The sequence below is a fragment of the Bradyrhizobium ferriligni genome, assembly GCF_056837965.1.
Genome location: NZ_JBXEJO010000024.1, coordinates 25119 through 50836 on the forward strand (window position 1 = coordinate 25119; position 25718 = coordinate 50836).

A 25718-nucleotide genomic window follows, 5' to 3' on the forward strand; every position below is an offset into this window, starting at 1 on the left:
CGGGCGTGACGGTTTTGGAAGAAGGTCATGCCCCGTCAAAAGAAGAGTTCCAGCCCCGGCGGATCGCAACGTCAGCTGCGCGTCGGCGAAACGGTTCGCCATGCAGTTGCCGAGATTCTGTCACAGGGTGAGGTCCACGATCCCGATCTGGAAGGCCACATCATCACCGTTCCCGAGGTGCGTATGTCGCCGGACCTGAAGCTCGCGACGATCTATGTGATGCCGCTCGGCGGCCGCGACACCGACACGGTGATATCGGCGCTCGAGCGCAACAAGAAGTTCCTTCGCGGCGAGATCGCGCATCGCGTCAACCTGAAATTTGCACCCGACATTCGCTTCCGCGTCGACGAGCGGTTCGACGAGGCGGAGCGCATCGAGAAACTACTGCGGACACCTGCGGTGCAGCGAGACCTTGCACCCGATTCGGACGACGAGTGATGACTGTGATGACGACCAACGGCGTTATCGACGCGAAGGATGCCGACGCGCGCGACGCTGAGCGGGATGCTTTTGCCGGCCAGCGCAGCGACGATGCGCGCCGCACCAACAACGACCCGCGCCAGAAGCAGGGCAGGCAGAACCAGCAGCCGCGCCGCGACAAGCGCGACGTCCACGGCTGGGTGGTGCTCGACAAGCCGATCGGCATGACCTCGACGCAGGCGGTCGCGGTGCTCAAGCGCCTGTTCCAGGCCAAGCGCGCCGGCCACGCCGGCACGCTCGATCCGCTCGCCTCCGGCGGCTTGCCGATCGCGCTGGGCGAGGCCACCAAGACGGTGCCGTTCGTGATGGACGGCCGCAAGCGCTACCGCTTCACGGTGTGCTGGGGCGAGGAGCGCGACACCGACGACACCGAGGGGCGGCCGGTCAGGACCAGCGAGAGCCGGCCGACCGCGGATTCGATCCGGGAGCTTTTGCCGCGCTTCACCGGGGTGATCGAGCAGATCCCGCCGCAATATTCGGCGATCAAGGTGCAGGGCGAGCGGGCCTATGACCTGGCGCGCGACGGCGAGACCGTGGAACTGAAGCCCCGCCCGGTCGAGATCCACGAATTAACCCTTGTGGAACATGGAGATAACGGTCATTCCGTGTTCGAGGCCGAGTGCGGCAAGGGAACCTATGTCCGGGCGCTGGCCCGCGATATGGGCCGGATTCTGGGCTGTTTCGGCCATATCTGCGCCCTGCGGCGGACCCTTGTCGGTCCGTTTACCGAACGGGACATGATTCCGCTGGAACAGTTGGAGGCTTTATGCAATAGAGCCGCGTCTGGCGAGGGCAGCCTCGCCGACGCGCTTTTGCCCGTTGAGACCGCGCTGGACGACATCCCGGCACTGGCCGTCACACGGGCTGATGCGGCAAGGCTCCACAGGGGCCAGGCCGTTTTGTTGCGCGGACGGGATGCGCCCAATACCAGCGGCACAGTCTATGTCACGGTGGCAGGCCGGCTTCTCGCGCTTGCCGAAATTGGCAATGGCGAACTCATCCCCAAGCGCGTGTTCAACCTGAACGGACTGACTGCCGGTCCGGCTCGCAACCATGAAAGTAACTGACGATGTCGATTACCGCAGAGCGCAAAGCGGAAGTCATCAAGACGAATGCCAACAAAGCCGGCGACACCGGCTCGCCCGAGGTTCAGGTCGCGATCCTGTCGGAACGCATCAATAACCTCACCGAGCACTTCAAGAGCCATGTGAAGGACAACCATTCCCGCCGCGGCCTCCTGAAGCTCGTGTCGACGCGTCGCTCCCTGCTTGACTACATCAAGCGCAAGGACGAGGCGCGCTACAAGGCGCTGCTCGAAAAGCACAACATCCGTCGTTGATTTGAGAAGCACGCGCGCGAGGGTTCGCGCGCGTTTTCGCATGGTCGTCCGCGAACTCGGACTTTCGAATTGCCGAAAGATGATCATGCGCAGCATGGCAATAGTGCCATGCCAACTAGCGTCCAGCAGCAATCCGGCCGCTGGACCGGGCAAGATGCCCAGATGACCGAAAGGATGGACGCCATCCGAAATCCAGGGACCATGGCAGGATCGCCGGATACTGATCGCAACCGCGTGTCAGTGTCTCGCCGTCTTGGCATGGTCTTTGTGTTTCAGGGCGCCATGCTTTCGTGAAACCATGAAAGAAGACCGAAATGTTCAATACGCATTCCGTCGAGATCGACTGGGGTGGACGTCCCCTCAAACTTGAAACCGGCAAGATCGCCCGCCAGGCCGACGGCGCCGTGATGGCGACCTACGGCGAGACCGTGGTGCTTGCCACCGTCGTCGCGGCGAAGGCACCGCGCGAAGGCGTCGACTTCCTGCCGCTCACGGTCGACTACCAGGAGAAGACCTACGCGGCCGGCCGCATTCCCGGCGGCTATTTCAAGCGCGAAGGCCGTCCGACCGAGAAGGAGACGCTGGTCTCCCGCCTGATCGACCGCCCGATCCGTCCGCTGTTCGTCGACGGCTGGCGCAACGAGACCCAGGTGATCGTCACCGTCCTGTCGCACGACATGGAGAACGATCCGGACATCGTCTCGCTGGTCGCCGCCTCCGCCGCCCTGACCCTGTCGGGCGCGCCGTTCAAGGGCCCGATCGGCGCTGCGCGCGTCGGCTTTGCCAATGACGAATACGTGCTCAACCCGACGCTCGACGAGATGACCGAGACCCAGCTCGATCTCGTCGTCGCCGGCACCGCCGACGCCGTGCTGATGGTGGAATCGGAAGCCAAGGAGCTCAACGAAGACGTGATGCTCGGCGCGGTCATGTTCGGCCACCGCCACTTCCAGCCCGTCATCAACGCGATCATCGAGCTCGCCGAGAAGGCCGCCAAGGAGCCGCGCGAAGTCACCACGATCGACAATTCGGAGATCGAGAAGGAGATGCTCGGCATCGCCGAGCAGGAGCTCCGCAATGCCTACGCGATCCCGGTCAAGCAGGAACGCTATGCCGCGGTCGGCGCCGTCAAGGAGAAGGTGCTGGCGCACTTCTTCCCGGAAGGCCAGGAGCCGAAATACGACAAGCTCCGCGTCGCCGGCGTGTTCAAGGAACTGGAAGCCAAGATCGTTCGCTGGAACATCCTCGACACCGGCAAGCGCATCGACGGCCGCGACGCCAAGACCGTGCGCAACATCATCGCCGAAGCCGGCGTGCTGCCGCGCGCCCACGGCTCGGCGCTGTTCACCCGCGGTGAAACCCAGGCGATGGTCGTGACCACGCTCGGCACCGGCGAGGACGAGCAGTACATCGATGCACTGTCGGGGACCTACAAGGAAACGTTCCTGCTGCACTACAACTTCCCGCCCTACTCGGTCGGCGAGACCGGCCGCCTCGGCGGCACCAAGCGTCGCGAGATCGGCCACGGCAAGCTCGCCTGGCGCGCGATCCACCCGGTGCTGCCGCCGCACCACGAGTTCCCGTACACGATCCGCGTGGTCTCCGAGATCACCGAGTCGAACGGCTCGTCCTCGATGGCTTCGGTCTGCGGCGCCTCGCTGTCGCTGATGGACGCCGGCGTGCCGCTGAAGCGGCCGACCGCCGGTATCGCCATGGGCCTGATCCTCGAAGGTCAGCGTTTCGCGGTGCTGTCGGACATCCTCGGTGACGAGGATCATCTCGGCGACATGGACTTCAAGGTCGCCGGCACCGACCAGGGCATCACCTCGCTCCAGATGGACATCAAGATCGAGGGCATCACCGAGGAGATCATGAAGGTTGCGCTTGGCCAGGCCAAGGAAGGGCGCATCCACATCCTCGGCGAGATGGCCAAGGCGCTGACCGCGGCGCGCGCCGAGCTCGGCGAATACGCACCGCGCATCGAGACCTTCAAGATCGCCACCGACAAGATCCGCGAAGTGATCGGCACCGGCGGCAAGGTGATCCGCGAGATCGTCGAGAAGACCGGCGCCAAGGTCAACATCGAGGACGACGGCACCGTGAAGGTCGCCTCCAACGATGGCGAGGCGATGAAGGCTGCGATCAAGTGGATCAAGTCGATCGCCTCCGATCCGGAGGTCGGCCAGATCTACGAGGGCACCGTCGTCAAGGTGATGGAGTTCGGCGCGTTCGTGAACTTCTTCGGCGCCAAGGACGGCCTCGTCCACATCAGCCAGCTCGCGGCCAACCGCGTGCAGAAGACCTCCGACGTCGTCAAGGAAGGCGACAAGGTCAAGGTCAAGCTGCTCGGCTTCGACGATCGCGGCAAGACCCGCCTGTCGATGAAGGCCGTCGACCAGACGACCGGCGAGGACCTCGAGGCCACGCAGAAGACCGAGGCTGCGGCACCGCGCGAAGCTGCCGGCGAGTAAGCCCAGGCCAATCGACCGGCAAATCGACTGTTACGAAAAGGGCGGCCCCGGGGCCGCCCTTTTTGGTTTGCCGAGGTCGGCCGCAAATCAATCTCCGCTGATCGGCATGCGCGGTTTTGACCCGGCATTGTGATCGGGATTCGTTGGAACCCGTTCACAACTCGGGCCTAACATCAGGATGCTTTCCCAGCACGGAGAACCACGATGTCCTCGATGTCCCGACGCCATTTGATCATCGCAGCAGGCGGCATCGCTGCGGCCGCCGCCTCGTCGCGCGCTGCGTTCGCGCAGGCCACGGCGCAGGCCCCGGCCGGACCATTCAAGATCGATCCGCTGACCTATCCCACCAATGCGCTGGAGCCGCATATCGATGCCAAGACGATGGAGATCCATCACGACCGGCATCATCAGGCCTATGTCACCAACCTCAACAATTTCGCCAAGGACAATCCGCAGATCGCCGAGAAGCCGGTCGTCGAGGTACTCGCCAATCTCGGCAGCGTGCCGGACGCGATCCGCACCGGCGTGCGCAACAACATGGGCGGCCACGCCAACCACACCATGTTCTGGCAGATCATGGGACCGAACGGCGGCAAGGCGGACGGCGAGGTGCTCGCCGCGATCGATCGCGACCTCGGCGGCATGGAGAAATTCCAGACCGATTTCAACGCCGCCGGCGGGCGCGTGTTCGGCTCCGGCTGGGTGTTCGTCACCGTCACCAAGGATGGCAATCTCGCGATCGAGACGCGGCCGAACCAGGACAATCCGATCATGGACGGCAAGCGCGCGCTGCTCGGCAACGATGTCTGGGAGCACGCCTATTATCTGACCTACCAGAACCGCCGCCCCGATTATCTCAAGGCGTGGTGGAATACGGTGAACTGGAAGGCCGTGGCCGAGCGCTATGCGGCGGCGAAGGCCGGGACGCTCGGCGTGTGAGCCGCCGGGCTCGCCGGTCGCGAGGAACTGCGTTACCTTCGAAAGCTCCGCGATCGCTTCGCGGGGCTTTCACCTTTATGTATCCACAGCGTCGCACCGCCGGTGTCGAACGCCGTGAGGATCGACGATGACGCCGCCGACCATCCGCCCTGCACGTTCCGACGAACATGACGCGATCGCGCGCGCCTGGATGGCGAGCTGGGCCTCGACCGGGCTCTCGCAAGCCAGCGACAGTTTGTTGAACGATCTGCGTGCCCGCCTGCCGCGCGAGATCGCGGGCGGCTGGAGCCTGTTCGTGGCCGATGATCGCGGCAGCATCGCCGCCATGCTGGCGCTGCACCTGCCGACCTCGCTGCTCGACCAGCTGATGGTCGTGCCCGCCTATCAGGGCATGAGCCTGGGACGTCAGCTGCTCGCCTTCGCCCGCCGGCAGATGCCCGACGAGATCCGGCTGAAATGCGTCCGCGAGAATGAGAAGGCCTGGCGCTGGTACGAGCGCGAAGGCTTTGTGTTCGAGAAGGAAGCGCCCAATCCGGTCACCGGCTTCATGATGAAGCACTATCGGTGGACGAGAACAAACCGCACATCAGAGGCCAAGCCATGATCAAGCTGTACTGGTCGCCGCGCTCGCGCTCGTTCTCCGCCATCTGGCTGCTGGAGGAATCCGGTCTGCCATACGAACGGGTGCTGACCGACATCAGCACCGGCGCGCAGAAATCGCCGGATTTCCTCAAGATCAATCCGATGGGCAAGGTGCCGGCGCTGACCGACGGCGACGCGCAGCTCGCCGAGGCCGCCGCGATCTGCGCCTATATCGCCGACCGCTATCCCGAGACCAAACTCGCACCGGCAGCGACGGACCCGAAGCGGGCGCGCTATCTGCAGTGGCTGTTCTTCTCGCCGAGCTGCATCGAGCCGGCGCTGATCCAGCTCTTCACCAAGCTCGAGGTGCCGACCAGCACCGCGGCATGGGGCAGCGCCGCGCAGGTGTTCGACGTGCTCGACACCGAGTTGCAGAAGGGGCCGTGGATCCTCGGCGACCAATTCTCCGCCGCCGACATCGCGATCGGCGCCGGACTGAACTTTGCGGTGCGCGTGTTCAAGATGGTGCCGCCGCGGCCGTCGTTCGCGGCCTATATCGACCGCTGCGTGGCCCGGCCTGCGTTCCAACGCGCAGAGAAGATCGCGGCGGGGTGAGCGTCGGATCTTGTAGCCCGGATGGAGCGAAGCGAAATCCGGGGCCCTCCTCCGCAGAGGGATTGTCCCGGATTGCGCTTCGCTCCATCCGGGCTACTAACCTCCCCTTGAAAAGGGGGGTCGCTTTGCTCGCCAGGGCAAAGCGGGTGGGGATCAACTCTCTCCGCTAGCAGCATCGCCTGCGGCTGACCCCCATCCCGACCTTCCCCCTTTCAGGGGGAAGGAGCAGGCCGGTCTGTAACCGCTCACGCAGTTTTCCGAACGGCTTAACCCGGCACGACGCGGGGATCGACGTCCTGCGTGTAGTCGACGCCGTCGATGCCGAAGCCGAACAGGCGCAAAAACTGACTCTTGTACTCGCCGAGGTCCGCCAGTTCGCCGAGCGTCTCGGTGGTGAGCAGAGGCCAGCGCCGCGACACTTCCGTCTGCACTTCGGGCGAAAGCTCCCAGTCGTCGACCCTGACGCGCTGCGCGTCATCGAGCGCGACGCCCTTACCGAGCTTCGCCCGGAACAGGCGGTCGATCTGCTCGATGCAGCCTTCATGGAGACCGAGCTGTTTCATGACCTTGAACAGCACCGTGCCGTAGAGCGGCACCACCGGTATCGCCGAGCTCGCCTGGGTGACCACGGCCTTCAGCGCCACGACGCGGGCCGCATCCGCACCGAGCCGACCCCGGATCGCTTCTGCCTTGCTGTCGAGATCGACCTTGGCGCGGCCGAGCGTGCCGTTCCAGTAGATCGGCCAGGTCAGTTCGCTGCCGATATAGGTGTAGTTGAGCGTCTGGAAGCCCGGCGCCAGCACGCCAGCATCCGCGAGTTGATCGATCCAGCGCTTCCAGTCGTCGCCGCCCATCACCGCGACGGTGGCCGCGGTTTGCTCCTCGCTCGCCGGCTCGAGCGTCGTCTGGAACACCTCACCGGTCTCGGTGTCGAGCGTCTTGATCTCGACCGGGGCGCCCAGCGGCTTGATCACCGAACGATAGGTCTTGCCGGTGTCGGGATCGGTCCGGACCGGAGCCGCCATGCTGTAGACCAGCAGATCGAGCTGTCCGAATTTCTCGCGCACCCGCTCGATGAAGGTCGCCTTCAGCTCGTCGGAGAAGGCGTCGCCTTCGAGCGTGAGCGGCGATCGTCCGATCTTCTGGGCCTCGATCTCGAAGGCGCGGTTGTTGTACCAGCCAGCGCTGGCGCTTCTCTTTTCCGACGGCTCGCGCTCCAGCGACACGCCGATGGTGTCAGCGCCGCCGGCGAAGGTCGCGACGATGCGGCTCGCGAGGCCATACCCCGTCGAGCAGCCCAGCACGGCAACCCGCTTCGGGCAGTCGGCGACCGGGCCCTGCTTCAGAACATAGGCGATCTGTTCGCGGACATTCGTGGCGCAGCCGACGGGATGTGCCGTCGTGCAGATGAAGCCTCGCACGCGCGGTTCAATAATCATTCCCACCCCATTCCGGATCGTTGCACTGTTCCCATTCGCTGCCTGCGGGCCTCCCTCAGCAAGCGAGGAGAGGCGAAATCACGCGTCAAGCCGCCTGAACACCAGCGTGGCGTTGGTGCCGCCGAAGCCGAACGAGTTCGACAGCACGGTGTTGAGCTTGACGTTGTCGATGCGCTTGCGCACGATCGGCATGTCGGCAAACACCGGATCGAGTTCGGTGATATGTGCGCTCTCGCAGATGAAGCCGTTGTTCAGCATCAGCAGCGAATAGATCGCTTCCTGCACGCCGGTGGCGCCGAGCGAGTGGCCGGTCAGCGCCTTGGTGGCCGAGATCGGCGGGCACTTGTCGCCGGTGCCGAACACCTTGCGGATCGCCTCGATCTCCGGCGGATCCCCGGCGGGCGTCGAAGTGGCGTGCGGATTGATGTAATCGACCGGCGTGTTCACCGTCGACATCGCCATGCGCATGCAGCGCTCGGCGCCCTCGCCCGACGGCGCCACCATGTCGTAACCGTCGGAGGTCGCGCCGTAGCCGACGACCTCGGCATAGATCCTGGCGCCGCGCGCCTTGGCGCGCTCGAGCTCTTCCAGCACCACGACACCCGCGCCGCCGGCGATGACGAAGCCGTCGCGGTTGAGATCGTAGGGGCGCGAGGCGGTGGCCGGCGTGTCGTTGTATTTCGAGGACATCGCGCCCATGGCGTCGAACAGCACCGACAGCGTCCAGTCGAGTTCCTCGCAGCCGCCGGCGAAGATGACATCCTGCTTGCCGATCTGGATCGTCTCATAGGCGTTGCCGATGCAGTGGTTCGACGTCGCGCAGGCCGACGAGATCGAATAGTTCACGCCCTTGATCTTGAACCAGGTCGCGAGCGTCGCCGACGCGGTCGAGGACATGCCCTTCGGCACCGCGAACGGACCGACGCGCTTCGGGCCCTTGGCGCGCGCGATGTCGGCGGCCTCCACCAGCGTGCGCGTCGACGGACCACCGGATCCCATGATGATGCCGGTGCGGATGTTGGAGACTTCATTCTCCTCGAGGCCGGAGTCGCGGATCGCCTGTTCCATCGCAACGTGATTCCACGCCGCACCTTCGGCAAGGAACCGCATCGCGCGGCGATCGATCACCTCGGCAGGATTGAGTGTCGGCGCACCGTGCACCTGCGAACGGAAGCCGAGTTCGGCGGCCTTCTCCGCGCGCGAAATGCCCGACTTCGCCTCGTAGAGGCTCGCAAGCACTTCCTGGGTGTTGTTACCGATGGACGAGACAATCCCCATCCCCGTGATGACAACCCGCCTCATGTTCGCCTCGCCCTGCCTTTATGTTGCCGCATGATGATCCTGCTCAAGATGGCGCCGTGCCCTGCTTGAACAAACCGACCTTCAAGTCCTTGGCGCGATAGATAATCTCGTCGTCCATGGAAAGCCACCCATCGGCAATTCCAAGCACGAGCTTTGACCGCATCACGCGCTTGATATCGATGTTGTACACAACCTTGCGCGCGTGCGGCAGCACCTGTCCGGAGAACTTCAGCTCGCCGAGGCCGAGCGCGCGGCCACGACCTTCGCCACCGATCCAGCCGAGGTAAAAGCCGACCATTTGCCACATGGCATCGAGGCCGAGGCAGCCCGGCATCACCGGATCGTTCTTGAAATGACAGCCGAAGAACCAGAGATCCGGTTTCACCTCGAGCTCGGCGCGCACCAGCCCCTTGCCGTACTCGCCGCCATTTTCCGAAATCTGGCTGATGCGATCGAACATCAGCATCGGCGGCAGCGGCAACTGGGCGTTGCCGGGACCGAAAAGCTCGCCCCGCCCGCAAGCCAGCAAATCCTCGTATTCGTAACCGCCGCGCCGATCCAGCATCCTCTTTCCACCTCTGATGTCCCGATGAAGCGCTTTGCTTGGTCGGACCTTGATCTACCCACGGGAACCGGAATAACCCGTCCCGCATCTTGGCGCTACCTGGGTACGCTACGGCCTGTTATCTCTGCCGAAAGCGCATATGTGGTCCGCGCGCTCTCTAACATACGGCTAACTGGGCGGCAAAGCGGCATTCCGATGATAAATGACCGCTTCTCCTTAGGTTTCTACCGCAGCTTGGATTCGTTCTAGTTGCGAAAAACTTGCATCTGATAGGCATCCTTTTTATATTTATGAGGAATATTGCCTGAGTTGGGTGCATAGAGTGGATATGAACGAGGAAGTACCGGCTGTGAATGATGATGCCGTGCACCCGGCTGCCCGGGGCGCTGGGCACCACCCTGCCCTGACCGGCTGTCCGTGGCATGACGTCAACGAAATGTTGCAGTCTGCCGGCCTGCGGCCGACCCGCCAGCGCATGGCGCTGGGCTGGCTGCTGTTCGGCAAGGGTGCCCGCCACCTGACCGCTGAAATGCTGTACGAGGAAGCCACGCTGGCCAAGGTTCCGGTGTCGCTGGCGACCGTCTACAACACCCTGAACCAGCTGACCGATGCCGGCCTGCTGCGCCAGGTCAGCGTCGACGGCACGAAAACCTATTTCGACACCAACGTGTCGACGCATCACCACTTCTATCTCGAGCACAACCACGAGCTGGTCGACATTCCCGACCCGAACCTCGTGCTGTCGAAAATGCCCGACGTGCCCGAAGGCTACGAGATCTCCCGCGTCGACATGGTCGTGCGGCTGCGCAAGAAGCGCTGAGTTCTGTCGTCCCTGCGAAAGCAGGGACCCATAACCACAAATCTTGGTTGCTGGTTAAGGGCGTCTCCTACCGCGCGCCAACGATAAATCACGCGGTATGGGTCCCTGCTTTCGCAGGGACGACAAACCTCAGTCCACCTTCTCGTCGGCGTAGACGCCCCAGAGGCGCTGCTGCTCGATCCAGCCGTCGAAGCCGTTGCCGGTGACCCGGCACCAGTTGTTGCCGCATTTCTTCACCTGCGCGACGACGCCGGCCTGCAGGCGCGCCGCGACGGCGCTGGTGGCATCGGGACGATCGTACAGCGAGGCCAGATCGTCCTTGTTCTTCATTGTGACGACGGCGGTGCGGCGGCCGGACAGCAGGGAATGATAGACCCAGCCTTCGGCGCCCTCGGAATCGCGCACCCGGCGCCAATTCTCGAACTCGGCGGTGATTTCGACCGGCAGCCCCGACCGCGTGTATACCCAGGCGACGTCATTGTCCTTGGTCGGGCCGGCCCGGACGTTCACATGATCCGACTTCAGGCTGACATAGCGCGGGATCGGCAGGCCGCTGGTGGTGGGGCTCAAATCCTTGGCGGAATGTCCGGGCATGACCGACGCACTCAGCATGCTTCCGACCAGCGCCACCAATGAACTGAAACGCCAGAACGCCACCATCAACTCGTCTCCTGCCGAGATGCCTAACCCGCATCCGGCGCACTGCAACCCCAACCACGCCCGAAGGCCCCCTGCGCCTGCGCCCGTTCGCTCCCGCACAGCAAGTCCGGGGGTTCTTGTCTTGGCCCGGCCTTCTGCTAGAGAGGACGGAACGCCTGAGAGCCAGAACACCCGAATTTCCCGTTGTTTCGCCTTGGCGAAAAGCCGGGGCAAGTATCGGGAACCCTAGGAAACGCGAAGGAAACGCCGGGCAGCGCGGCTATCAGCAGTGTCGAACAACCGGGTTAATGAGGCCTGAACGGTTTGTTTTTTGGCACGCCGCGCGCCCCATGAAAGCAGGACATGTCGGTGAAGAAAAAGCCTCTCGTCGTCGTCACCCGCAAGCTGCCGGACTCGATCGAGACCCGGATGCGCGAGCTGTTCGACGCCAGATTGAATCTCGACGACACGCCGATGACGCCGGAGCAGATCGCCGAGGCGGCGCGAACCGCCGACGTGCTGGTGCCGACCGTGACCGACATGGTCCGCGAGGATGTGATCAATCAGCCCGACTGCAAGCTGAAGATGATCGCCAATTTCGGCAATGGCGTCGACAATATCGACGTCGCCGCGGCGCATGCCCGCGGCATCACGGTGACCAACACCCCGAAGGTGCTGACCGAGGACACCGCCGACATGACCATGGCGCTGATCCTTGCGGTGCCGCGCCGGATGATCGAGGGCGCCTCGATCCTGACCGAAGGCAAGCAGCACTGGGCGGGCTGGTCGCCGACCTGGATGCTCGGCCACCGCATCGGCGGCAAACGGCTCGGCATCGTCGGCATGGGCCGCATCGGCCAGGCGGTGGCGCGCCGTGCCCGCGCCTTCGGCCTGCAGATCCACTATCACAACCGCCGCCCAGTGGCGCCCATGATCGCCGAAGAGCTCGGGGCGACCTATTGGGAAAGCCTCGACCAGATGCTGGCGCGGATGGACATCATATCGGTGAACTGCCCGCACACGCCGGCGACCTATCACCTGCTCTCGGCGCGGCGGCTCAAGCTGATCCGCAAGGAGGCCTATGTCGTCAACACCGCGCGCGGCGAGGTGATCGACGAGGACACGCTGATCAAGCTGATCGAAGCCGGCGATATCGGCGGCGCAGCCCTCGACGTCTATGAGCACGAGCCCGCGGTGAACCCCAAGCTGGTGCGGCTCGCCCGGGCCGGCAAGGTGACGCTGCTGCCGCATATGGGCTCGGCCACCATCGAAGGCCGCGTCGAGATGGGCGAGAAGGTGATCATCAACATCCGAACCTTCCTCGACGCCCACAAGCCGCCGGATCGCGTGCTGCCGAGCATGCTGTAAGTGCTCGTAGCCGGGATTACGCCGCGCTCCATCTACGCCACGCAGCTCCAACCTCCCCTTGAAAAGGGGAGGTCGCTTTGCTCGCCAGAGCAAAGCGGGTGGGGATCATCTCTCTCCACGAGCGACGGTGCGTGTGGCTGACCCCCATCTCGACCTTTCCCCTTTCAGGGGGAAGGGGAAGAGAGATTTGCGGCCCGGATGGAGCGCAACGCAATCCGGGGCCTGTATCCGCGGACGGACCGCCCCCGGATTGCGCTTCGCTGCATCCGGGCTACGGCACCGCCAAAATATCGAAAACAACCCCATGCAAAGTAGCCGGTGCGGCCGGCGAGGCGCATGCTGTAATCACGCATTCGGTGTCGTCCCTGCGAAAGCAGGGACCCATAACCAGCGCTGTTCATGGTTGCGCTGAGCTGGAGCTCCAGCCTTCGCAATCGTGAGAGCTGTGGTTATGGGTCCCGGCTCAAGGCCGGGACGACGATGTGGTGAGAGCTCGACCTATCTCTTCCGCCGCGCCTGCTTGCGCCAGTCGGCGACGAACGACACGAACGCGGCGAGCGCGGGCGGCGGCTGACGGCGGCTCGGATAATAGAGGAACGGTCCGTCGAACGGCGGGCACCAGTCGTCGAGCACGCTGACCAGTGCGCCGGATTTGACGCCATAGCGGACATAACCCTCGAACGTCGCCCAGTAGCCGACGCCGTCATGGACTGCGCGCAGCGCAAGGCCGAGATGGGTCGCGGTCAGCTTGGCCGGCGGCGAAATCTTCACCACGCGGCCGTTCTTCTCGAACTCCCAATCGAACATCACGCCGTTGCTGAAGCGGCTGCGGATGCAGGGGTGCGCCAGCAGATCCTTCGGATGCATCGGCCGGCCGTGCTTTGCGACATACGCACTGGACGCCACGATCGCGTAACGTTGCGGCGCGCCGAGCGGGACCGCGACCATGTCCTGCGCCAGGTGCTCGCCGTAACGCACGCCGGCGTCAAAGCCCTGCGCGACGATGTCGACGAACGCACTCTCCGCGACGACGTCGAGATCGACCCGCGGATATCTGGCGAGGAACGGCGCGATCATCGGCGCCAGCACCAGATCGACCGCGGGCGGCGGCGCGTTGATGCGCAACCGCCCCGACGGCTCGGCGCGCAGGCCGCGCACCTCCGTGATCGCATCGGCGACGTTGACCATGGCGGGCGCGACGCGGGCCAGCAGCAGTTCGCCGGCTTCCGTCAGCGCGACGCTGCGGGTGGTGCGGTTCATCAGGCGGACGCCGAGCCGCTCTTCCATGTCGCGCAGGCGCTGGCTGAGGCTGGAGACCGAGACGCGCTGCTCGAGCGCGGCACGCCGGAAATTGCGCGTGCGCGCCACCGCCACGAAGGCGTCGAGGTCGCGAAGGTCGAATTCCTGCATTGTTCGATATAGTGAACAAGCTATTCGCGATTGTCCAGCTTATCGTCCGAAACCGACCGGCCCATATCACCTCGGCATTTGGCGACGGATTCTCCGCCGCAAACGTTCGAGGAACATCCACATGGACACACGCAAACTCGGCTCAACCGGGCCCACCGTCTCGGCCCTCGGCCTCGGCTGCATGGGCATGTCCGAGGTCTATGGCCCGGCCGATCGCGGCGAGAGCATCGCCACGGTGCACGCGGCGCTCGATGCCGGCATCACGCTGCTGGATACCGGCGACTTCTACGCCATGGGCCACAACGAGATGCTGGTGCGCGAAGCCCTGAAGGACGTCGCGCGCGACCGGCTGCAGATCAGCGTCAAGTTCGGCGCGCTCCGCGGCCCCGCGGGTGAATTCGCCGGAATGGACACCCGGCCGGCCGCGACGAAAAATTTCCTCGCCTATTCGCTGCAACGTCTCGGCACCGACTACATCGACATCTACCGTCCGGCACGTCTTGATCCCAACGTTCCGATCGAGGAGACGATCGGCGGCCTCGCCGATCTGGTGAAGTCCGGCTACATCAGACATATCGGCCTGTCCGAGGTCGGCTCCGACACCATCCGCCGTGCGCATGCCGTGCATCCGATCGTCGATCTCCAGATCGAATACTCGCTGATCGAGCGTGGCATCGAGCGCGACATCCTGACGACCTGCCGCGAGCTCGGCATCGGCATCACGGCCTACGGCGTGCTGGCGCGCGGGCTGATCAGCGGCCACTGGTCGAAGGAGTCCGGCAAGATCGGCAGGGACTACCGGCTGATGACGCCGCGCTTCCAGGGCGCGAACCTCGATGCCAATCTCGCGCTGGTGGAGCAGTTGCGCGCCATTGCCGCCGAGATCGGAGCAACGCCGGCGCAGGTCGCGATCGCCTGGGTCGCGGCGCAGGGCAAGGAGATCGTGCCGCTGGTCGGCGCCCGCACCCGCAACCGTCTCACCGAAGCACTCGGCGCGACCGAACTAACGCTGACGCAAGCTCATCTCGCGGCACTGGCGAAAGCCTTCCCGCCGGATATCGCGGCCGGCACGCGCTATGCGGCCGAGCAGATGGCGCATCTCGACAGCGAGAAGCCGGCCACCAGGTAACGGCGGCACTCAGGTGCGATGGGCGTTGAGGTCAGCGATGACAGGCCCATCGCCATTGAGCGGGTTCTGCGGATCGCGCGTGTAGCGCAGGGTTTCGAACCGCATCGCGCGCGCATCCACCATCAGGAGGCGGCCGACCAGGCCCTCGCCGAAGCCGACGATCTCGCGGATCGCCTCCAGCGCCATCATCGACCCCAGGACGCCGGCGAGCGCGCCCATCACGCCGGCCTCGGCGCAGGCCGGCACCGTGCCCGGCGGCGGCGCCTCCGGAAACAGGCAGCGATAGGTCGGGTTGAATTCGCCGTCCGCATTCTTCTCATGCGCGCGGATCGTGGTCAGCGAACCGTCGAACTGGCCCAGTGCGGCCGTGATCAGCGGCCGCTTCGCGAGGAAGCAGGCATCGGCGACGAGATAGCGGGTCTCGAAATTGTCCGAGCCGTCGAGCACGAGGTCGTAGTTCGCGATCAGCGCCATCGCATTGTCGGCGGTGAGCCGCATCGGATGCGCCTCGAACGTCACATGCGGATTGAGCGCATGGATCTGCGCCGCCGCGCTGTCGACCTTGCGCTTGCCGATATCAGACGTCGCATGGATGATCTGGCGCTGCAGGTTGGAGAGCGAGACGATATCGTCATCGATCACGCCGAGCCGGCCGACGCCGGCGGCGGCCAGATACATCAGCACCGGCGCGCCGAGGCCGCCGGCGCCGATCACCAGCACCGACGCTTTTTTCAGCGCATTCTGGCCGGGGCCGCCCACCTCGCGCAGCACGATGTGGCGGGCATAGCGTTCAAGTTCGTCGGCACTCAGCATTGTCTCATCTATCCTACCCGTGACCCTCATGGTGAGAAGCGCGGCACGCGCGTCTCGAACCACGAGGCCCGGTCCGTGGCCTCATCCTTCGAGACGCGGCTCTCGCCGCTCCTCAGGATGAGGGTTGACGCGCTCCCTGAACCGGAGCGCGGTTGTTGCCGACCAAGCAGATGTGCTTAATTGCCTGGACGTCAATGGTGTCAGTCATTCCCCCCGGATTTGTCATGAGATCGGTGCTTTCGGCAACATTGATGGCCGCTGCCATGGGCATGGCGCAGGCCCAGATGACCCCGCCCTCGACGGCGGGGGCGAAGCCGAAGACCGTGACGACGGTGCCGATACGCCCCGCGCTGCAGAAGCCGGAGGATACCGCGGGCGCGATGGCGCAGGCCGAGCGGCTGGCGCTGCAATCGGACCTCGCCTGGGTCGGCGAATATAACGGCGCGATTACCGGCGACGTCAGCGAACGCATGGTCAATGCGATCAAGGAATTCCAGAAGAAGCGCGGCGGCAAGCCGACCGGCGTGCTGAACCCGCAGGAGCGCGGCGTGCTCGCCGACACGGCGCGGCGGAAGCAGGAGGCTGTCGGCTGGCGGATCGTCACCGAGCCGGCCACCGGGGCGCGGCTCGGCATTCCGACCAAGCTGGTGCCGCAGCTCACCAGCGATGCCTCCGGCGCCAAATGGACCTCGCCGACCGGCACCGTCCAGGTGCTGCTGACCAGGCGCAAGGAAGCGAGCCAGACCACCGCAAAGCTTGCCGAGCAGGAAAAGAAGGAACCGGCCGGCCGCACCATCGACTACACCGTGGTGAAGCCGGATTTCTTCGTGCTGTCGGGCATGCAGGGGCTGAAGAAGTTCTATCTGCGCGGCACCTTGAAGGGCGACGAGGTCCGCATCCTCACCATCCTCTATGACCAGGCGATGCAAACCACCATCGAGCCGGTGGTGATCGCGATGTCGAGTGCCTTCAATGCATTTCCGGCCGCCGTCCAGGCCGGTCCGCCGCCGCGCAAGACCGTCGAATATGCCACCGGCGTCGTGGTCAGCGACGACGGCGCCATCGTGACCGATCGCGTGGCGACCGACGACTGCATCGCGCTGACGATCCCGGGCTACGGCAATGCCGATCGGGTCGCCGAGGACAGGGATCACGATCTCGCGCTGCTGCGCATCTATGGTGCGCGGGGCCTGAGGCCACTCAATATCGCAGGCCAGGCGACGCAAACCACGCTCGACATCACCGGCATTGCTGATCCGCAGAACCAGGGCGGCGGCGCGGCCGCGAGCAGCTTGAAGGCTTCGGTCGCACAGATCGGCGGCGGCGATCAGGCGCTGTCACCGGCGCCGGCACTCGGGTTCTCCGGCGCGGCGGCGACCGATAGTGGCGGCAGGTTTGCCGGTATCGCGACGCTGAAGCCCGTCATCGTTGCAGGCCCCGCAAACGCGGCGCCGCCGGCGCAGGCCGCGCTGGTGCCGGCCGACACAGTGCGCAGCTTCCTGAAGGCGCATGGCGTCACCGCGTCGGGCGACTCGGCGGACGCCAAGGCCGCCGTGGTCCGCGTGATCTGCGTCAGGAAGTAGAGTTACCTCGCCCCGCTTGCGGGTGATCCCGCATAGCAGACCGGGTTCTGTCCATCTCGTCGTCCCGGCGTAGGCCGGGACCCATACGCCGCAGCAGGCGTTGTAGGCGGGACTCGTCGTTTCAGCAGCGCGTAACAATGACGGGCTGTGGTTATGGGTCCCGGCCTTCGCCGGGACGACGATGGGGAGACAGGCTCTGGCGGACGATCCAGCATTCCATAGTCATTTGTGATTCAGCTACCACTCTTCCATACGTCGTCCTGGCGAAAGCCAGGACCCATAACCACCGCATTCAGCGATGAAACAGGATCGCGGCCCCGGCGTCGCACAACAATGAGATTTGGGGTAATGGGTCCTGGCTTTCGCCAGGACGACATGGAGGATGGTTCTCGATTCAACCTGTCAAACAGCGTAGTCGGCGTCACCTCAACGCAAAGCGCACCCCGGCGCGGGCGAGACCGCCGGCAATGCCGACCGGGGTGCCGTCGGCGCGCCAGCAGGCCGCGCCCGACATCGTGCCGTCAGCGTGAAACTGGATCGCGTTCATGCCGCCGGCCACCGTCGGCACCACTTGCACCTTGTGGCCCTTGGCTGACAGCGCGGCGCGGACGGCTTCCGGCACCGCCTGCTCGACCTCCAGCGCATTGCCCTCGGTCCAGACCCGCGGCGCCTCGACCGCCTCCTGCAGGCTCATGCCGTGGTCGATCAGGTTGATCAGCGCCTGCATCGCGCTCGGGAAGATGCGCTTGCCGCCGGGCAGGCCGAGCGCGTAAGCGAGCTTGCCGTCGCGCAGCGCCATCATCGGCGACATCGAGGTGGTGACGCGCTTGCCGGCGGCCAGCGACAGCGCGTGCCCCGGCCGCGGATCGAACAGGTTCATGTAGTTGTTCGGCACGGTGCCGAGGCCGGGGATCAGGATCTTGGCGCCGAACAGATTGTTGATGGTCTGGGTGGTCGCGACCACATTGCCCATCGCATCCGCCGCGGTCATGTGAGTGGTGTGCGCGCTTTCGAGCTGGGTGACGCCGGCTTTCCAGGCTTGTGCAGCGGCGGGATCGATCGCGCGGCGGCGCTCCTCGGCATAGGCCTTCGAGGTCAGCCGCTCCACCGGCACGTTGATATAGGCGGGATCGCCGCTCGCGGCCGCGCGGTCGGCGAAGGCGATCTTCAACACCTCGGCAAGATAATGGATCGTCTCGGCCGTGCCGAAGCCGAGGCGCGCGATGTCATAGCCCTCGAGGATGTTGAGCATCTGCGTGATGTGCACGCCTGACGCCGCCGGCGGCGGGGGCCCGAGGATTTCCCAGCCGCGGTAATCGCAGCGGATCGGCTGCCGCTCGACGGTCTTGTAGGTCGCAAGATCCTCTTGCGCGACGAAGCCGCCGTGCTTCTTCATGTAGTCGACCAGGATGTCGCCGAGCGGTCCCTGGTAGAGTGCGTTGTCGCCATGATCGGCGATGTATTTCAGCGTCTCGGCATATTCCGCCTGCACCACGCGCTCGCCGGGCTTCAGCGGGGTGCCATCAGGCAGATAGATCGCCGAGATCGGCTTGTCCTTCAGCATCTCCTCGGCGCCGTCGGTGATGCATTCGTGCAAATAGGGCGTCGCCGCATAGCCGCGCGCCGCGTGCTTGATCGCCGGCTGCATCACGTCGGCCAGACTCATGGTGCCGAAGCGGCGCAGCGTTTCGCACCAGGCCTTCAGCGAGCCCGGCACCGCGACCGCCTTCGGCCCGTTCAAATTCTCGTTGCCGACGGTGTCGAACACGTCGTGCGCCGAACCCGGCTTCGAGGTGTAGGTATCCGGCTTTACCGCCTGCGGCACCGTGCTCTGGCCATCGATGAAGCGATGGCTGCCGTCGGCGAGGCGAATATGCGCCATGCCGCCGCCGATGATGCCGACCATCATCGGCTCGACCACGGTCAGCGTGAACAAGGTGGCGATCGCCGCATCGATCGCGTTGCCGCCGGCAGCTAGCATCTCGGCGCCCGCGCTCGATGCCAGCGGATGATTGCTCACCACCATGCCGCGGCTGCTGGTGGCCGGTTGCTTCTCGCATTGAAAACTTGTCGCGGCGCGGTCGCGCCAGGCGCCATTCATCGACATGCCGTTGATCGCCATTGTGTTCTCGTTCTTGATGGAGCGATGGCAGCTATGTTCGCCAGCCTCGCATGCGCGGTCAAGCTGTCGCATTCGTCATGGCCGCATTCGCAAAAGCGATGTCAGCGTCGATCGCGCAGCCAGGTCTCGCGCGTAACCTTCCATTTCTCCGCCCTGGACTCGCCGTTGTGGTGCGGAAGCTCGACGAAGCCGACGAATTCGGCCCCGGTCTTCTGCTTGACCCGGCGCGAGGCGACGTTGGACTGGGCGTTGCAGACATGGAAGCTGGCAAGGCCGAGCGTCAGGAAGGCGAAGTCATTCACCGCCGCGATCGCCTCGGTCATGAGGCCCTGATTCCAGTACGGCTCGGCGAGCCAGAATCCGCGATTGCCCTTGCGGCCATCGGCGCGCGGCCGGAAATTGATGTTGCCGATCGCCTCGCCATCGCCGGCACGCAACACCAGCACCCATTGATAGCTTTCCTCGCCGGCCGCGATCTTATCCAGCTCCCGCCTGATAAAACTTTCCGCACCGTCGCCGGGATAGGGCCACGGCACGACAGTTGCGAGATTTTTGATCACATTCCAATTGTTGAAGTGACGCTGGATCGCGGCGGCATCCGACAGCGCAAGCGGCCGCAGGATCAGGCGCTGGGTCTCGATGCGCGGGGTCTCGAACATGTTACTTCTGACACTTCGGGCACCAGAACGTCGAACGGCCGTTCTGGGTGAAGCGCCTGACGATGCCCTCGCAGCCCGACGTGCGGCACGTCTCGCCCTCGCGGTCGTAGACCTGGAACGAATGCTGGAAATAGCCGAGATCGCCATTGGTCAATCGATGGTCGCTGATCGAGGAGCCGCCGGCCTTGATCGCCTGGTTGAGCACCGAATGGATCGCGTCGACCAACCGCCTGGCGTGGTCGGTGGGCTCCGCCTTCTTCGTTGCAAGCGTCGCGGCCAATCGCCGCGGCGACAGATGCGAACGAAACAGCGCCTCGCAGACATAGATGTTGCCAAGTCCCGCCACCACGCGCTGATCGAGCAGCGCGGCCTTCAGGCTGGTCTTCTTGTTGTGGCAGGAGCGCGCCAGCATCGCCGCGTCGAACTCATTGCCGAGCGGCTCGGGACCGAGCCCCTTCAGCAGCGGCTCATCCTCGATCGCGTTGCGCGCGATGACCTTCATGTAGCCGAAGCGCCTGGGATCGTTGAAGACGACGGCCGCGCCCGACGACATGTGGAACACGACGTGATCGTGCGCGCGATCCTCGCTGCGCGGATGGTGGAATTGCCCCGGCGTCGCCGCGCCTTCGCCCTTCAGCACGCGGAACGAGCCCGACATGCCCAGATGCATCAGCAGCACGTCGCCGGAGTTCAGGTCCGCCATCAGATATTTGGCACGGCGGCCGAGCCCGGTGATGGTCCGGCCCTCGAGCCGGGCGATAAAGTCTTTTTGAAACGGAAACCGCAAATCCTTGCGGCGGGCCTCGGCCTTGAGGATCCTGGACCCCTCCATGGCCGGTTGCAGGCCGCGGCGGACGGTCTCGACTTCGGGTAATTCCGGCATGGCAGGCATTCACCTTTTGGAAGTGACGTGATAGCGCCATTGCGGCCGCCGCGCTATGGTTTGGCTGGAGCGTTTTTCGAGCGAAGCGGCTACCGGTTCGCGTGAAGCAAACGCGACCAAAAAGGGTAAGAGTTCTGAGTGATGGATCGGCCGGATCAAACCACCCATTTCGGCTTCAGGGATGTGCCCCTGGGCGAGAAGCAGACGCTGGTGAACGACGTGTTTCACAGCGTGGCGTCACGCTACGACCTGATGAACGACCTGATGTCGGCGGGCCTGCACCGGGCCTGGAAGGACGTCATGATCACGACGCTCGACCCGCCGAAGGGCGACCGGCCGTTCGCGCTGCTCGACGTCGCCGGCGGCACCGGCGACATTGCGTTCCGGGCCGCCAAGACCGCGGGCGCGGGCTTTCATGCCACGGTCTGCGACATCAATGCCGATATGCTCGCCGTCGGCCGCGAGCGCGCCGCGAAGCAGCACCTCGATGACCGCGTGTCGTTCGTCGAGGGCAACGCCGAGGCGCTGGGCTTCGCCGACCGCGCGTTCGACGCCTACACCATCGCGTTCGGCATCCGCAACGTGCCGCAGATCGACCTTGCGCTGCGCGAGGCCTATCGCGTGCTCAAGCCCGGCAGCCGCTTCCTGTGCCTGGAATTCTCCACCGTCGACGTGCCCGGCCTCGACAAGATCTACGATCTGTTTTCCTTCAAGGTGATCCCGCCGCTCGGCCGCGCCGTCACCGGTGATGCCGAGTCCTATCAATATCTCGTCGAGTCGATCCGCAAATTCCCGCGGCCGAACGCGTTCGCCGAGATGATCGGCGCCGCCGGCTTTGCCCGCGTGAAGTGGCAGAGCCTCTCCGGCGGCATCGTGGCGCTGCATTCGGGCTGGCGTTTGTGATCTCTGCACTGACCCACATCACGCGCCTCGCCCGCGCCGGTTTCGTGTTTGCGCGCGAGGGCGTGTTCGGCGTCGTCGATCCCGCGCTGGTGCCGCCGCCCGGGCAGCTCGCGCTGAAGCTGGCGCGGCTGATCGAGCGCCGCTCGGCCAAATCAGGTCCACGGTTGTCGCGCGCACTGACGCGGCTCGGACCGGCCTATCTCAAGCTCGGGCAATTCCTCGCCACCCGCCCTGACGTGGTCGGCGTGGCGATGGCGCGCGATCTCGAAGCCCTGCAGGACCGGCTGCCGCCGTTCGCGCAGGAAGCGGCCGAAACCGTCATCACGCAATCGCTGGAACGGCCGTTGGCGCAGGCCTTCGTGCATCTGGGCCCTGCGGTTGCCGCAGCCTCGATCGCGCAGGTGCACCGTGGCGAAATCGAGCGCGACGGCGTGCGGCAGCAGGTTGCGGTCAAGGTGCTCCGGCCCAGTGTCGCCGCGCGCTTCCGCCGCGACCTCAGCGACTTCTTTTTTGTCGCGCACAAGGCCGAGGCGCATTCCGCCGAGGCGCGGCGCTTGCGGCTGATCGAGGTCATCAACACGATGTCGCGCTCGGTCGCGATGGAGATGGACCTGCGGCTCGAGGCGGCCGCGCTGTCCGAGATGGCCGAGAACACCCGCGACGATCCCGACTTCCGCGTGCCCGCGGTGGATTGGGATCGCACCGCGCACAGCGTGCTGACGATGGAGTGGATCGACGGCATCGCGCTGAACGATCACGTCCGGCTGGCGCAGGCCAAGGTCGATTTGCCCGATCTCGGCCGCAAGGTGATCCAGAGCTTCCTGCGCCACGCGCTGCGCGACGGCTTCTTCCATGCCGACATGCATCCCGGCAATTTGTTCCTCGACGAGGCCGGCCGGCTCGTTGCCGTGGATTTCGGCATCATGGGACGGCTCGGACTGAAGGAGCGGCGCTTCCTGGCCGAGATCCTGCTCGGCTTCATCACCCGCGACTATCGCCGCGTCGCCGAGGTGCATTTCGAGGCCGGTTATGTGCCGGGCCACCATTCGGTGGAGAATTTCGCGCAGGCGATCCGCGCGATCGGCGAGCCGATCCACAACCGCACCGCCGAGGAAATCTCGATGGCGAAGCTGCTCACGCTTCTGCTCGAGGTCACCGGCCTGTTCGACATGCAGACGCGCCCCGAGCTGATCCTGCTGCAGAAGACCATGGTGGTGGTCGAGGGCGTGGCGCGCGGCTTCGACCCGAAGCTCGACATCTGGAAGATCGCCGACCCCGTGGTGCGCGAATGGATCACGCAGAATCTCGGCCCGGCCGGCCGCATCCAGGGCGCGATCTCGGGCGCGGGCGAGCTCGGCCGCATCCTCGCCAACCTGCCGTCGATCGCCAACCGCGCCGTCACGGTGCTCGAGCAGCTGGAGACCATGACGCTGGAGGGCCACATGCTGTCGTCGGACTCGATCGACGAAATGGCCCGCGCCGAGGCCCGCAAGGCGCGGGTGCAGACCGTCGGCCTCTGGGTCATTGCGATCGCCTCCATCGCGATCTTTTTCGCCATCCGGGCGCACTGATTGCAATGCATGCACCATGTGATAGCATCGCTATCACACTTGTTTGAGCATGATCTCCGCGCAAACGCCTTGCGTTTGTCGCGAGGGAAAACCGCTTCACACTTTTCCGGATCATGCTTTGAGGGCAGCACGCCATGGCCAGCCTGACCATCCGTAAACTCGACGACACGCTGAAGGCCTATCTGCGGCTGCGCTCCGCCAAAAACGGCCGCTCGGTCGAGGAGGAGGTCCGGGTGATCCTCCGGGAGCTCGCAGACGGCGGTACGGAGCCTGCGGAGGTGCTTGGGGCGGGTTCCGCGACAGTGGCAGCCCCCGCTCCTCGGGCCGCCAGCGCGGCCGGCGAGCCGCGCGTCACCCTGATCATCGGCGGGGGGATTGCGGCCTACAAGGCGCTGGATCTGATCCGGCGGCTCAAGGAACGGCACATCCAGGTCCGCTGCGTGCTGACCAGGGCGGCCCAGCAATTCGTCACCCCGCTCGCCGCCAGCGCGCTGTCGCATGAGCGCGTCTACACCGACCTGTTCGACGCCGAGAGCGAATTCGACGCCGGCCATATCCGGCTGGCCCGGGACTGCGACCTGATCGTGGTGGCGCCGGCGACCGCCGACCTGATGGCGAAGATGGCGCAGGGCCATGCCGACGATCTCGCCACCGCCACCTTGCTGGCGGCCAACCGGCCGATCCTGCTGGCGCCGGCGATGAACCCGCTGATGTGGAACAATCCGGCCACCCGCCGCAACGTGCTGCAGCTCCGCCGCGACGGCGTCCATACTGTCGGCCCCAATGCCGGCGAGATGGCGGAAGCCGGCGAAGCCGGCGTCGGCCGGATGGCCGAGCCGACCGAGATCGCCGCCGCCGCCGACCGCATGCTGCGGCCGCCGCAGCCGCGTCCGCTGGCCGGCAAGCGGGTGCTGATCACCGCGGGCCCGACCCATGAGGCGATCGATCCGGTCCGCTACATCGCCAACCGCTCGTCCGGCAAGCAGGGCTTTGCCATTGCCGCCGCCGCGCGCGCCGCCGGCGCCGAGGTCGTGCTGGTGACCGGCCCGGTCGAGCTTGGCGACCCCCAGGGCATCTCGGTCATGCGCGTCGAGTCCGCCCGCGACATGCTGCACCGGGTCGAGGCCGCGCTGCCGGTCGACGTCGCGATCTTCGCCGCCGCGGTCGCCGACTGGCGGGTCGCCACCGAGGGCAGCCAGAAGCTGAAGAAGACCGCGGCCGGCATGCCGCCGCTGCAGCTGGTCGAGAACCCCGACATCCTCGCGACAATTTCCAAGCTGAAGGAGCAGCGGCCGCCGCTGGTGATCGGCTTCGCCGCCGAGACCGAGCATCTGATCGAGAACGCCAAGGCGAAGTTCGCGCGCAAGGGCTGCGACTGGATCGTCGCCAACGACGTCTCGCCGGCGACCGGCGTGATGGGCGGCGACCGCAACACCGTTCACCTGCTCTCGCGCGAGGGCAAGGACGTCACCGTCGACTCCTGGCCGGTCATGACCAAGGAGGAAGTCGCGACCGCGCTGGTGTCGCGCATCGCAAGAGCCGTAGGAACCGCATCGTGAGCGCCACCATCAAGGTCGAAGTCCACCAATTGCCGCACGGCGCCGATCTCTTGCTGCCGATCTATCAGACCGCCGACGCCGCCGGCCTCGATTTGCTCGCGGCGGTGCCGCGGTCGGCGCCGCTGCTGCTGCTGCCGGGCCGCTACGAGATGGTTCCGACCGGACTGACGATCGCGCTGCCGCCGGGCTACGAGGCCCAGGTGCGGCCGCGCTCCGGCCTTGCCGCCAAATACGGCGTCACGGTGCTGAACTCGCCCGGCACGATCGACGCCGACTATCGTGGCGAGATCAACGTGCTGCTGATCAATCACGGCCACGAGGTGTTTTCGATCCGGCGCGGCGAGCGCATCGCGCAGATGGTGATCGCGCCGGTCACGCGGGCCGAGCTGGTTCCGGTCGACGTGCTGTCGGCGACCGGGCGCGGCAGCGGCGGCTTCGGCTCGACCGGACGCTAGAGCGCGTCGGAGAAGTGTGCGGACGAGCTCGGCAAGATCAAGCTTCGTGCGCTCTCCGCACGACTACGGAGT

At 65.4% G+C, this 25718-nt stretch carries 24 protein-coding genes; 15 read left to right on the forward strand and 9 right to left on the reverse strand.

What is annotated here, in order from left to right:
- The first annotated feature begins 27 nt into the window (after nucleotides 1-27).
- The 7 genes from rbfA to AC1VNY_RS16160 all read left to right on the forward strand — a co-directional run bounded on the left by rbfA (nucleotide 28) and on the right by AC1VNY_RS16160 (nucleotide 6426).
- Entirely contained in the window at nucleotides 28-438 is a 411-nt protein-coding gene (gene rbfA / locus AC1VNY_RS16130; protein ID WP_028343913.1) for a 30S ribosome-binding factor RbfA, read from the forward strand.
- Nucleotides 438-1547 (forward strand): tRNA pseudouridine(55) synthase TruB, encoded by a 1110-nt coding sequence (truB, locus tag AC1VNY_RS16135; RefSeq protein WP_482405901.1) that lies wholly within the window; start codon nucleotides 438-440, stop codon nucleotides 1545-1547. Before rbfA ends, truB begins: the two co-directional genes overlap by 1 nt.
- A 2-nt stretch (nucleotides 1548-1549) precedes the next feature.
- Complete coding sequence (rpsO, locus tag AC1VNY_RS16140) at nucleotides 1550-1819, forward strand: 30S ribosomal protein S15 (protein ID WP_016844725.1); 270 nt, start codon at nucleotides 1550-1552, stop codon at nucleotides 1817-1819.
- Nucleotides 1820-2133: 314 nt separating this feature from the next.
- Nucleotides 2134-4290, forward strand: a complete 2157-nt coding sequence (gene pnp / locus AC1VNY_RS16145; RefSeq protein ID WP_028343916.1) for a polyribonucleotide nucleotidyltransferase — start codon at nucleotides 2134-2136, stop codon at nucleotides 4288-4290.
- Between the two features lie 204 nt (nucleotides 4291-4494).
- The gene (locus AC1VNY_RS16150) at nucleotides 4495-5229 is read left to right on the forward strand and encodes a superoxide dismutase (protein WP_038382606.1); all 735 of its coding nucleotides are present in this window, start codon (nucleotides 4495-4497) and stop codon (nucleotides 5227-5229) included.
- A gap of 127 nt (nucleotides 5230-5356) precedes the next feature.
- Nucleotides 5357-5833 carry a GNAT family N-acetyltransferase gene (locus tag AC1VNY_RS16155; protein ID WP_482405902.1) on the forward strand — a complete coding sequence of 159 codons (477 nt, stop codon included), beginning with the start codon at nucleotides 5357-5359 and terminating at the stop codon, nucleotides 5831-5833.
- Nucleotides 5830-6426 (forward strand): glutathione S-transferase family protein, encoded by a 597-nt coding sequence (locus AC1VNY_RS16160; RefSeq protein ID WP_482405903.1) that lies wholly within the window; start codon nucleotides 5830-5832, stop codon nucleotides 6424-6426. Before AC1VNY_RS16155 ends, AC1VNY_RS16160 begins: the two co-directional genes overlap by 4 nt.
- Nucleotides 6427-6692: 266 nt before the next feature.
- Here AC1VNY_RS16160 and fabV read toward each other — a convergent pair whose 3' ends face one another.
- From fabV to fabA, 3 genes are all read right to left on the reverse strand, one after another.
- Complete coding sequence (gene fabV / locus AC1VNY_RS16165) at nucleotides 6693-7865, reverse strand: enoyl-ACP reductase FabV (protein ID WP_482405904.1); 1173 nt, start codon at nucleotides 7863-7865, stop codon at nucleotides 6693-6695.
- A 78-nt stretch (nucleotides 7866-7943) separates the two neighbouring features.
- Nucleotides 7944-9167, reverse strand: a complete 1224-nt coding sequence (gene fabB / locus AC1VNY_RS16170) for a beta-ketoacyl-ACP synthase I (RefSeq protein WP_038382610.1) — start codon at nucleotides 9165-9167, stop codon at nucleotides 7944-7946.
- Nucleotides 9168-9210: 43 nt separating this feature from the next.
- Nucleotides 9211-9732, reverse strand: a complete 522-nt coding sequence (fabA, locus tag AC1VNY_RS16175) for a 3-hydroxyacyl-[acyl-carrier-protein] dehydratase FabA (RefSeq protein ID WP_304497888.1) — start codon at nucleotides 9730-9732, stop codon at nucleotides 9211-9213.
- A gap of 328 nt (nucleotides 9733-10060) precedes the next feature.
- Between fabA and irrA the strand changes: the two genes are divergently transcribed.
- The gene (gene irrA, locus AC1VNY_RS16180) at nucleotides 10061-10552 is read left to right on the forward strand and encodes an iron response transcriptional regulator IrrA (protein ID WP_026192029.1); all 492 of its coding nucleotides are present in this window, start codon (nucleotides 10061-10063) and stop codon (nucleotides 10550-10552) included.
- Between the two features lie 129 nt (nucleotides 10553-10681).
- Here the strand turns inward: irrA and AC1VNY_RS16185 are convergent, their stop codons facing one another.
- Nucleotides 10682-11209, reverse strand: coding sequence for an SH3 domain-containing protein (locus AC1VNY_RS16185; RefSeq protein WP_482405942.1), 528 nt, complete (start codon nucleotides 11207-11209; stop codon nucleotides 10682-10684).
- Nucleotides 11210-11554: 345 nt separating this feature from the next.
- Between AC1VNY_RS16185 and AC1VNY_RS16190 the strand changes: the two genes are divergently transcribed.
- Entirely contained in the window at nucleotides 11555-12559 is a 1005-nt protein-coding gene (locus AC1VNY_RS16190) for a 2-hydroxyacid dehydrogenase (RefSeq protein ID WP_304497889.1), read from the forward strand.
- A 498-nt stretch (nucleotides 12560-13057) separates the two neighbouring features.
- On the opposite strand, the gene AC1VNY_RS16195 is transcribed toward AC1VNY_RS16190, so the two are convergent.
- Nucleotides 13058-13969, reverse strand: a complete 912-nt coding sequence (locus tag AC1VNY_RS16195; RefSeq protein ID WP_482405905.1) for a LysR family transcriptional regulator — start codon at nucleotides 13967-13969, stop codon at nucleotides 13058-13060.
- A gap of 121 nt (nucleotides 13970-14090) precedes the next feature.
- Here AC1VNY_RS16195 and AC1VNY_RS16200 point away from each other — a divergent pair, with 121 nt between their 5' ends.
- A complete protein-coding gene (locus AC1VNY_RS16200; protein ID WP_482405906.1) occupies nucleotides 14091-15098 on the forward strand; it encodes an aldo/keto reductase in 1008 nt (335 codons plus the stop codon).
- Nucleotides 15099-15107: 9 nt separating this feature from the next.
- On the opposite strand, the gene AC1VNY_RS16205 is transcribed toward AC1VNY_RS16200, so the two are convergent.
- Nucleotides 15108-15911 carry a HesA/MoeB/ThiF family protein gene (locus AC1VNY_RS16205; protein ID WP_482405907.1) on the reverse strand — a complete coding sequence of 268 codons (804 nt, stop codon included), beginning with the start codon at nucleotides 15909-15911 and terminating at the stop codon, nucleotides 15108-15110.
- A gap of 224 nt (nucleotides 15912-16135) precedes the next feature.
- Between AC1VNY_RS16205 and AC1VNY_RS16210 the strand changes: the two genes are divergently transcribed.
- On the forward strand, nucleotides 16136-17494 hold the full coding sequence (locus tag AC1VNY_RS16210; RefSeq protein WP_482405908.1) for a serine protease: 1359 nt from the start codon (nucleotides 16136-16138) through the stop codon (nucleotides 17492-17494).
- 421 nt (nucleotides 17495-17915) lie between these two features.
- Here AC1VNY_RS16210 and ggt read toward each other — a convergent pair whose 3' ends face one another.
- The 3 genes from ggt to mutM all read right to left on the reverse strand — a co-directional run bounded on the left by ggt (nucleotide 17916) and on the right by mutM (nucleotide 21158).
- Nucleotides 17916-19595, reverse strand: a complete 1680-nt coding sequence (gene ggt, locus AC1VNY_RS16215; protein WP_482405943.1) for a gamma-glutamyltransferase — start codon at nucleotides 19593-19595, stop codon at nucleotides 17916-17918.
- A 122-nt stretch (nucleotides 19596-19717) separates the two neighbouring features.
- Nucleotides 19718-20275 carry a GNAT family N-acetyltransferase gene (locus AC1VNY_RS16220; RefSeq protein ID WP_482405909.1) on the reverse strand — a complete coding sequence of 186 codons (558 nt, stop codon included), beginning with the start codon at nucleotides 20273-20275 and terminating at the stop codon, nucleotides 19718-19720.
- Nucleotide 20276: 1 nt separating this feature from the next.
- Nucleotides 20277-21158, reverse strand: coding sequence for a bifunctional DNA-formamidopyrimidine glycosylase/DNA-(apurinic or apyrimidinic site) lyase (gene mutM, locus AC1VNY_RS16225; RefSeq protein ID WP_482405910.1), 882 nt, complete (start codon nucleotides 21156-21158; stop codon nucleotides 20277-20279).
- Between the two features lie 141 nt (nucleotides 21159-21299).
- On the opposite strand from mutM, the gene ubiE reads away from it, so the two are divergent.
- The 4 genes from ubiE to dut all read left to right on the forward strand — a co-directional run bounded on the left by ubiE (nucleotide 21300) and on the right by dut (nucleotide 25646).
- Entirely contained in the window at nucleotides 21300-22061 is a 762-nt protein-coding gene (gene ubiE, locus AC1VNY_RS16230; RefSeq protein WP_482405911.1) for a bifunctional demethylmenaquinone methyltransferase/2-methoxy-6-polyprenyl-1,4-benzoquinol methylase UbiE, read from the forward strand.
- Nucleotides 22058-23632: a 2-polyprenylphenol 6-hydroxylase gene (ubiB, locus tag AC1VNY_RS16235; protein WP_482405912.1), complete on the forward strand. Its 1575-nt coding sequence runs from the start codon at nucleotides 22058-22060 to the stop codon at nucleotides 23630-23632. The genes ubiE and ubiB overlap by 4 nt, the downstream gene beginning before the upstream one ends.
- Before the next feature lie 134 nt (nucleotides 23633-23766).
- Nucleotides 23767-25191 (forward strand): bifunctional phosphopantothenoylcysteine decarboxylase/phosphopantothenate--cysteine ligase CoaBC, encoded by a 1425-nt coding sequence (gene coaBC, locus AC1VNY_RS16240; protein WP_283066097.1) that lies wholly within the window; start codon nucleotides 23767-23769, stop codon nucleotides 25189-25191.
- Nucleotides 25188-25646: a dUTP diphosphatase gene (gene dut / locus AC1VNY_RS16245; RefSeq protein ID WP_304497897.1), complete on the forward strand. Its 459-nt coding sequence runs from the start codon at nucleotides 25188-25190 to the stop codon at nucleotides 25644-25646. The genes coaBC and dut overlap by 4 nt, the downstream gene beginning before the upstream one ends.
- Nucleotides 25647-25718: the final 72 nt, after the last annotated feature.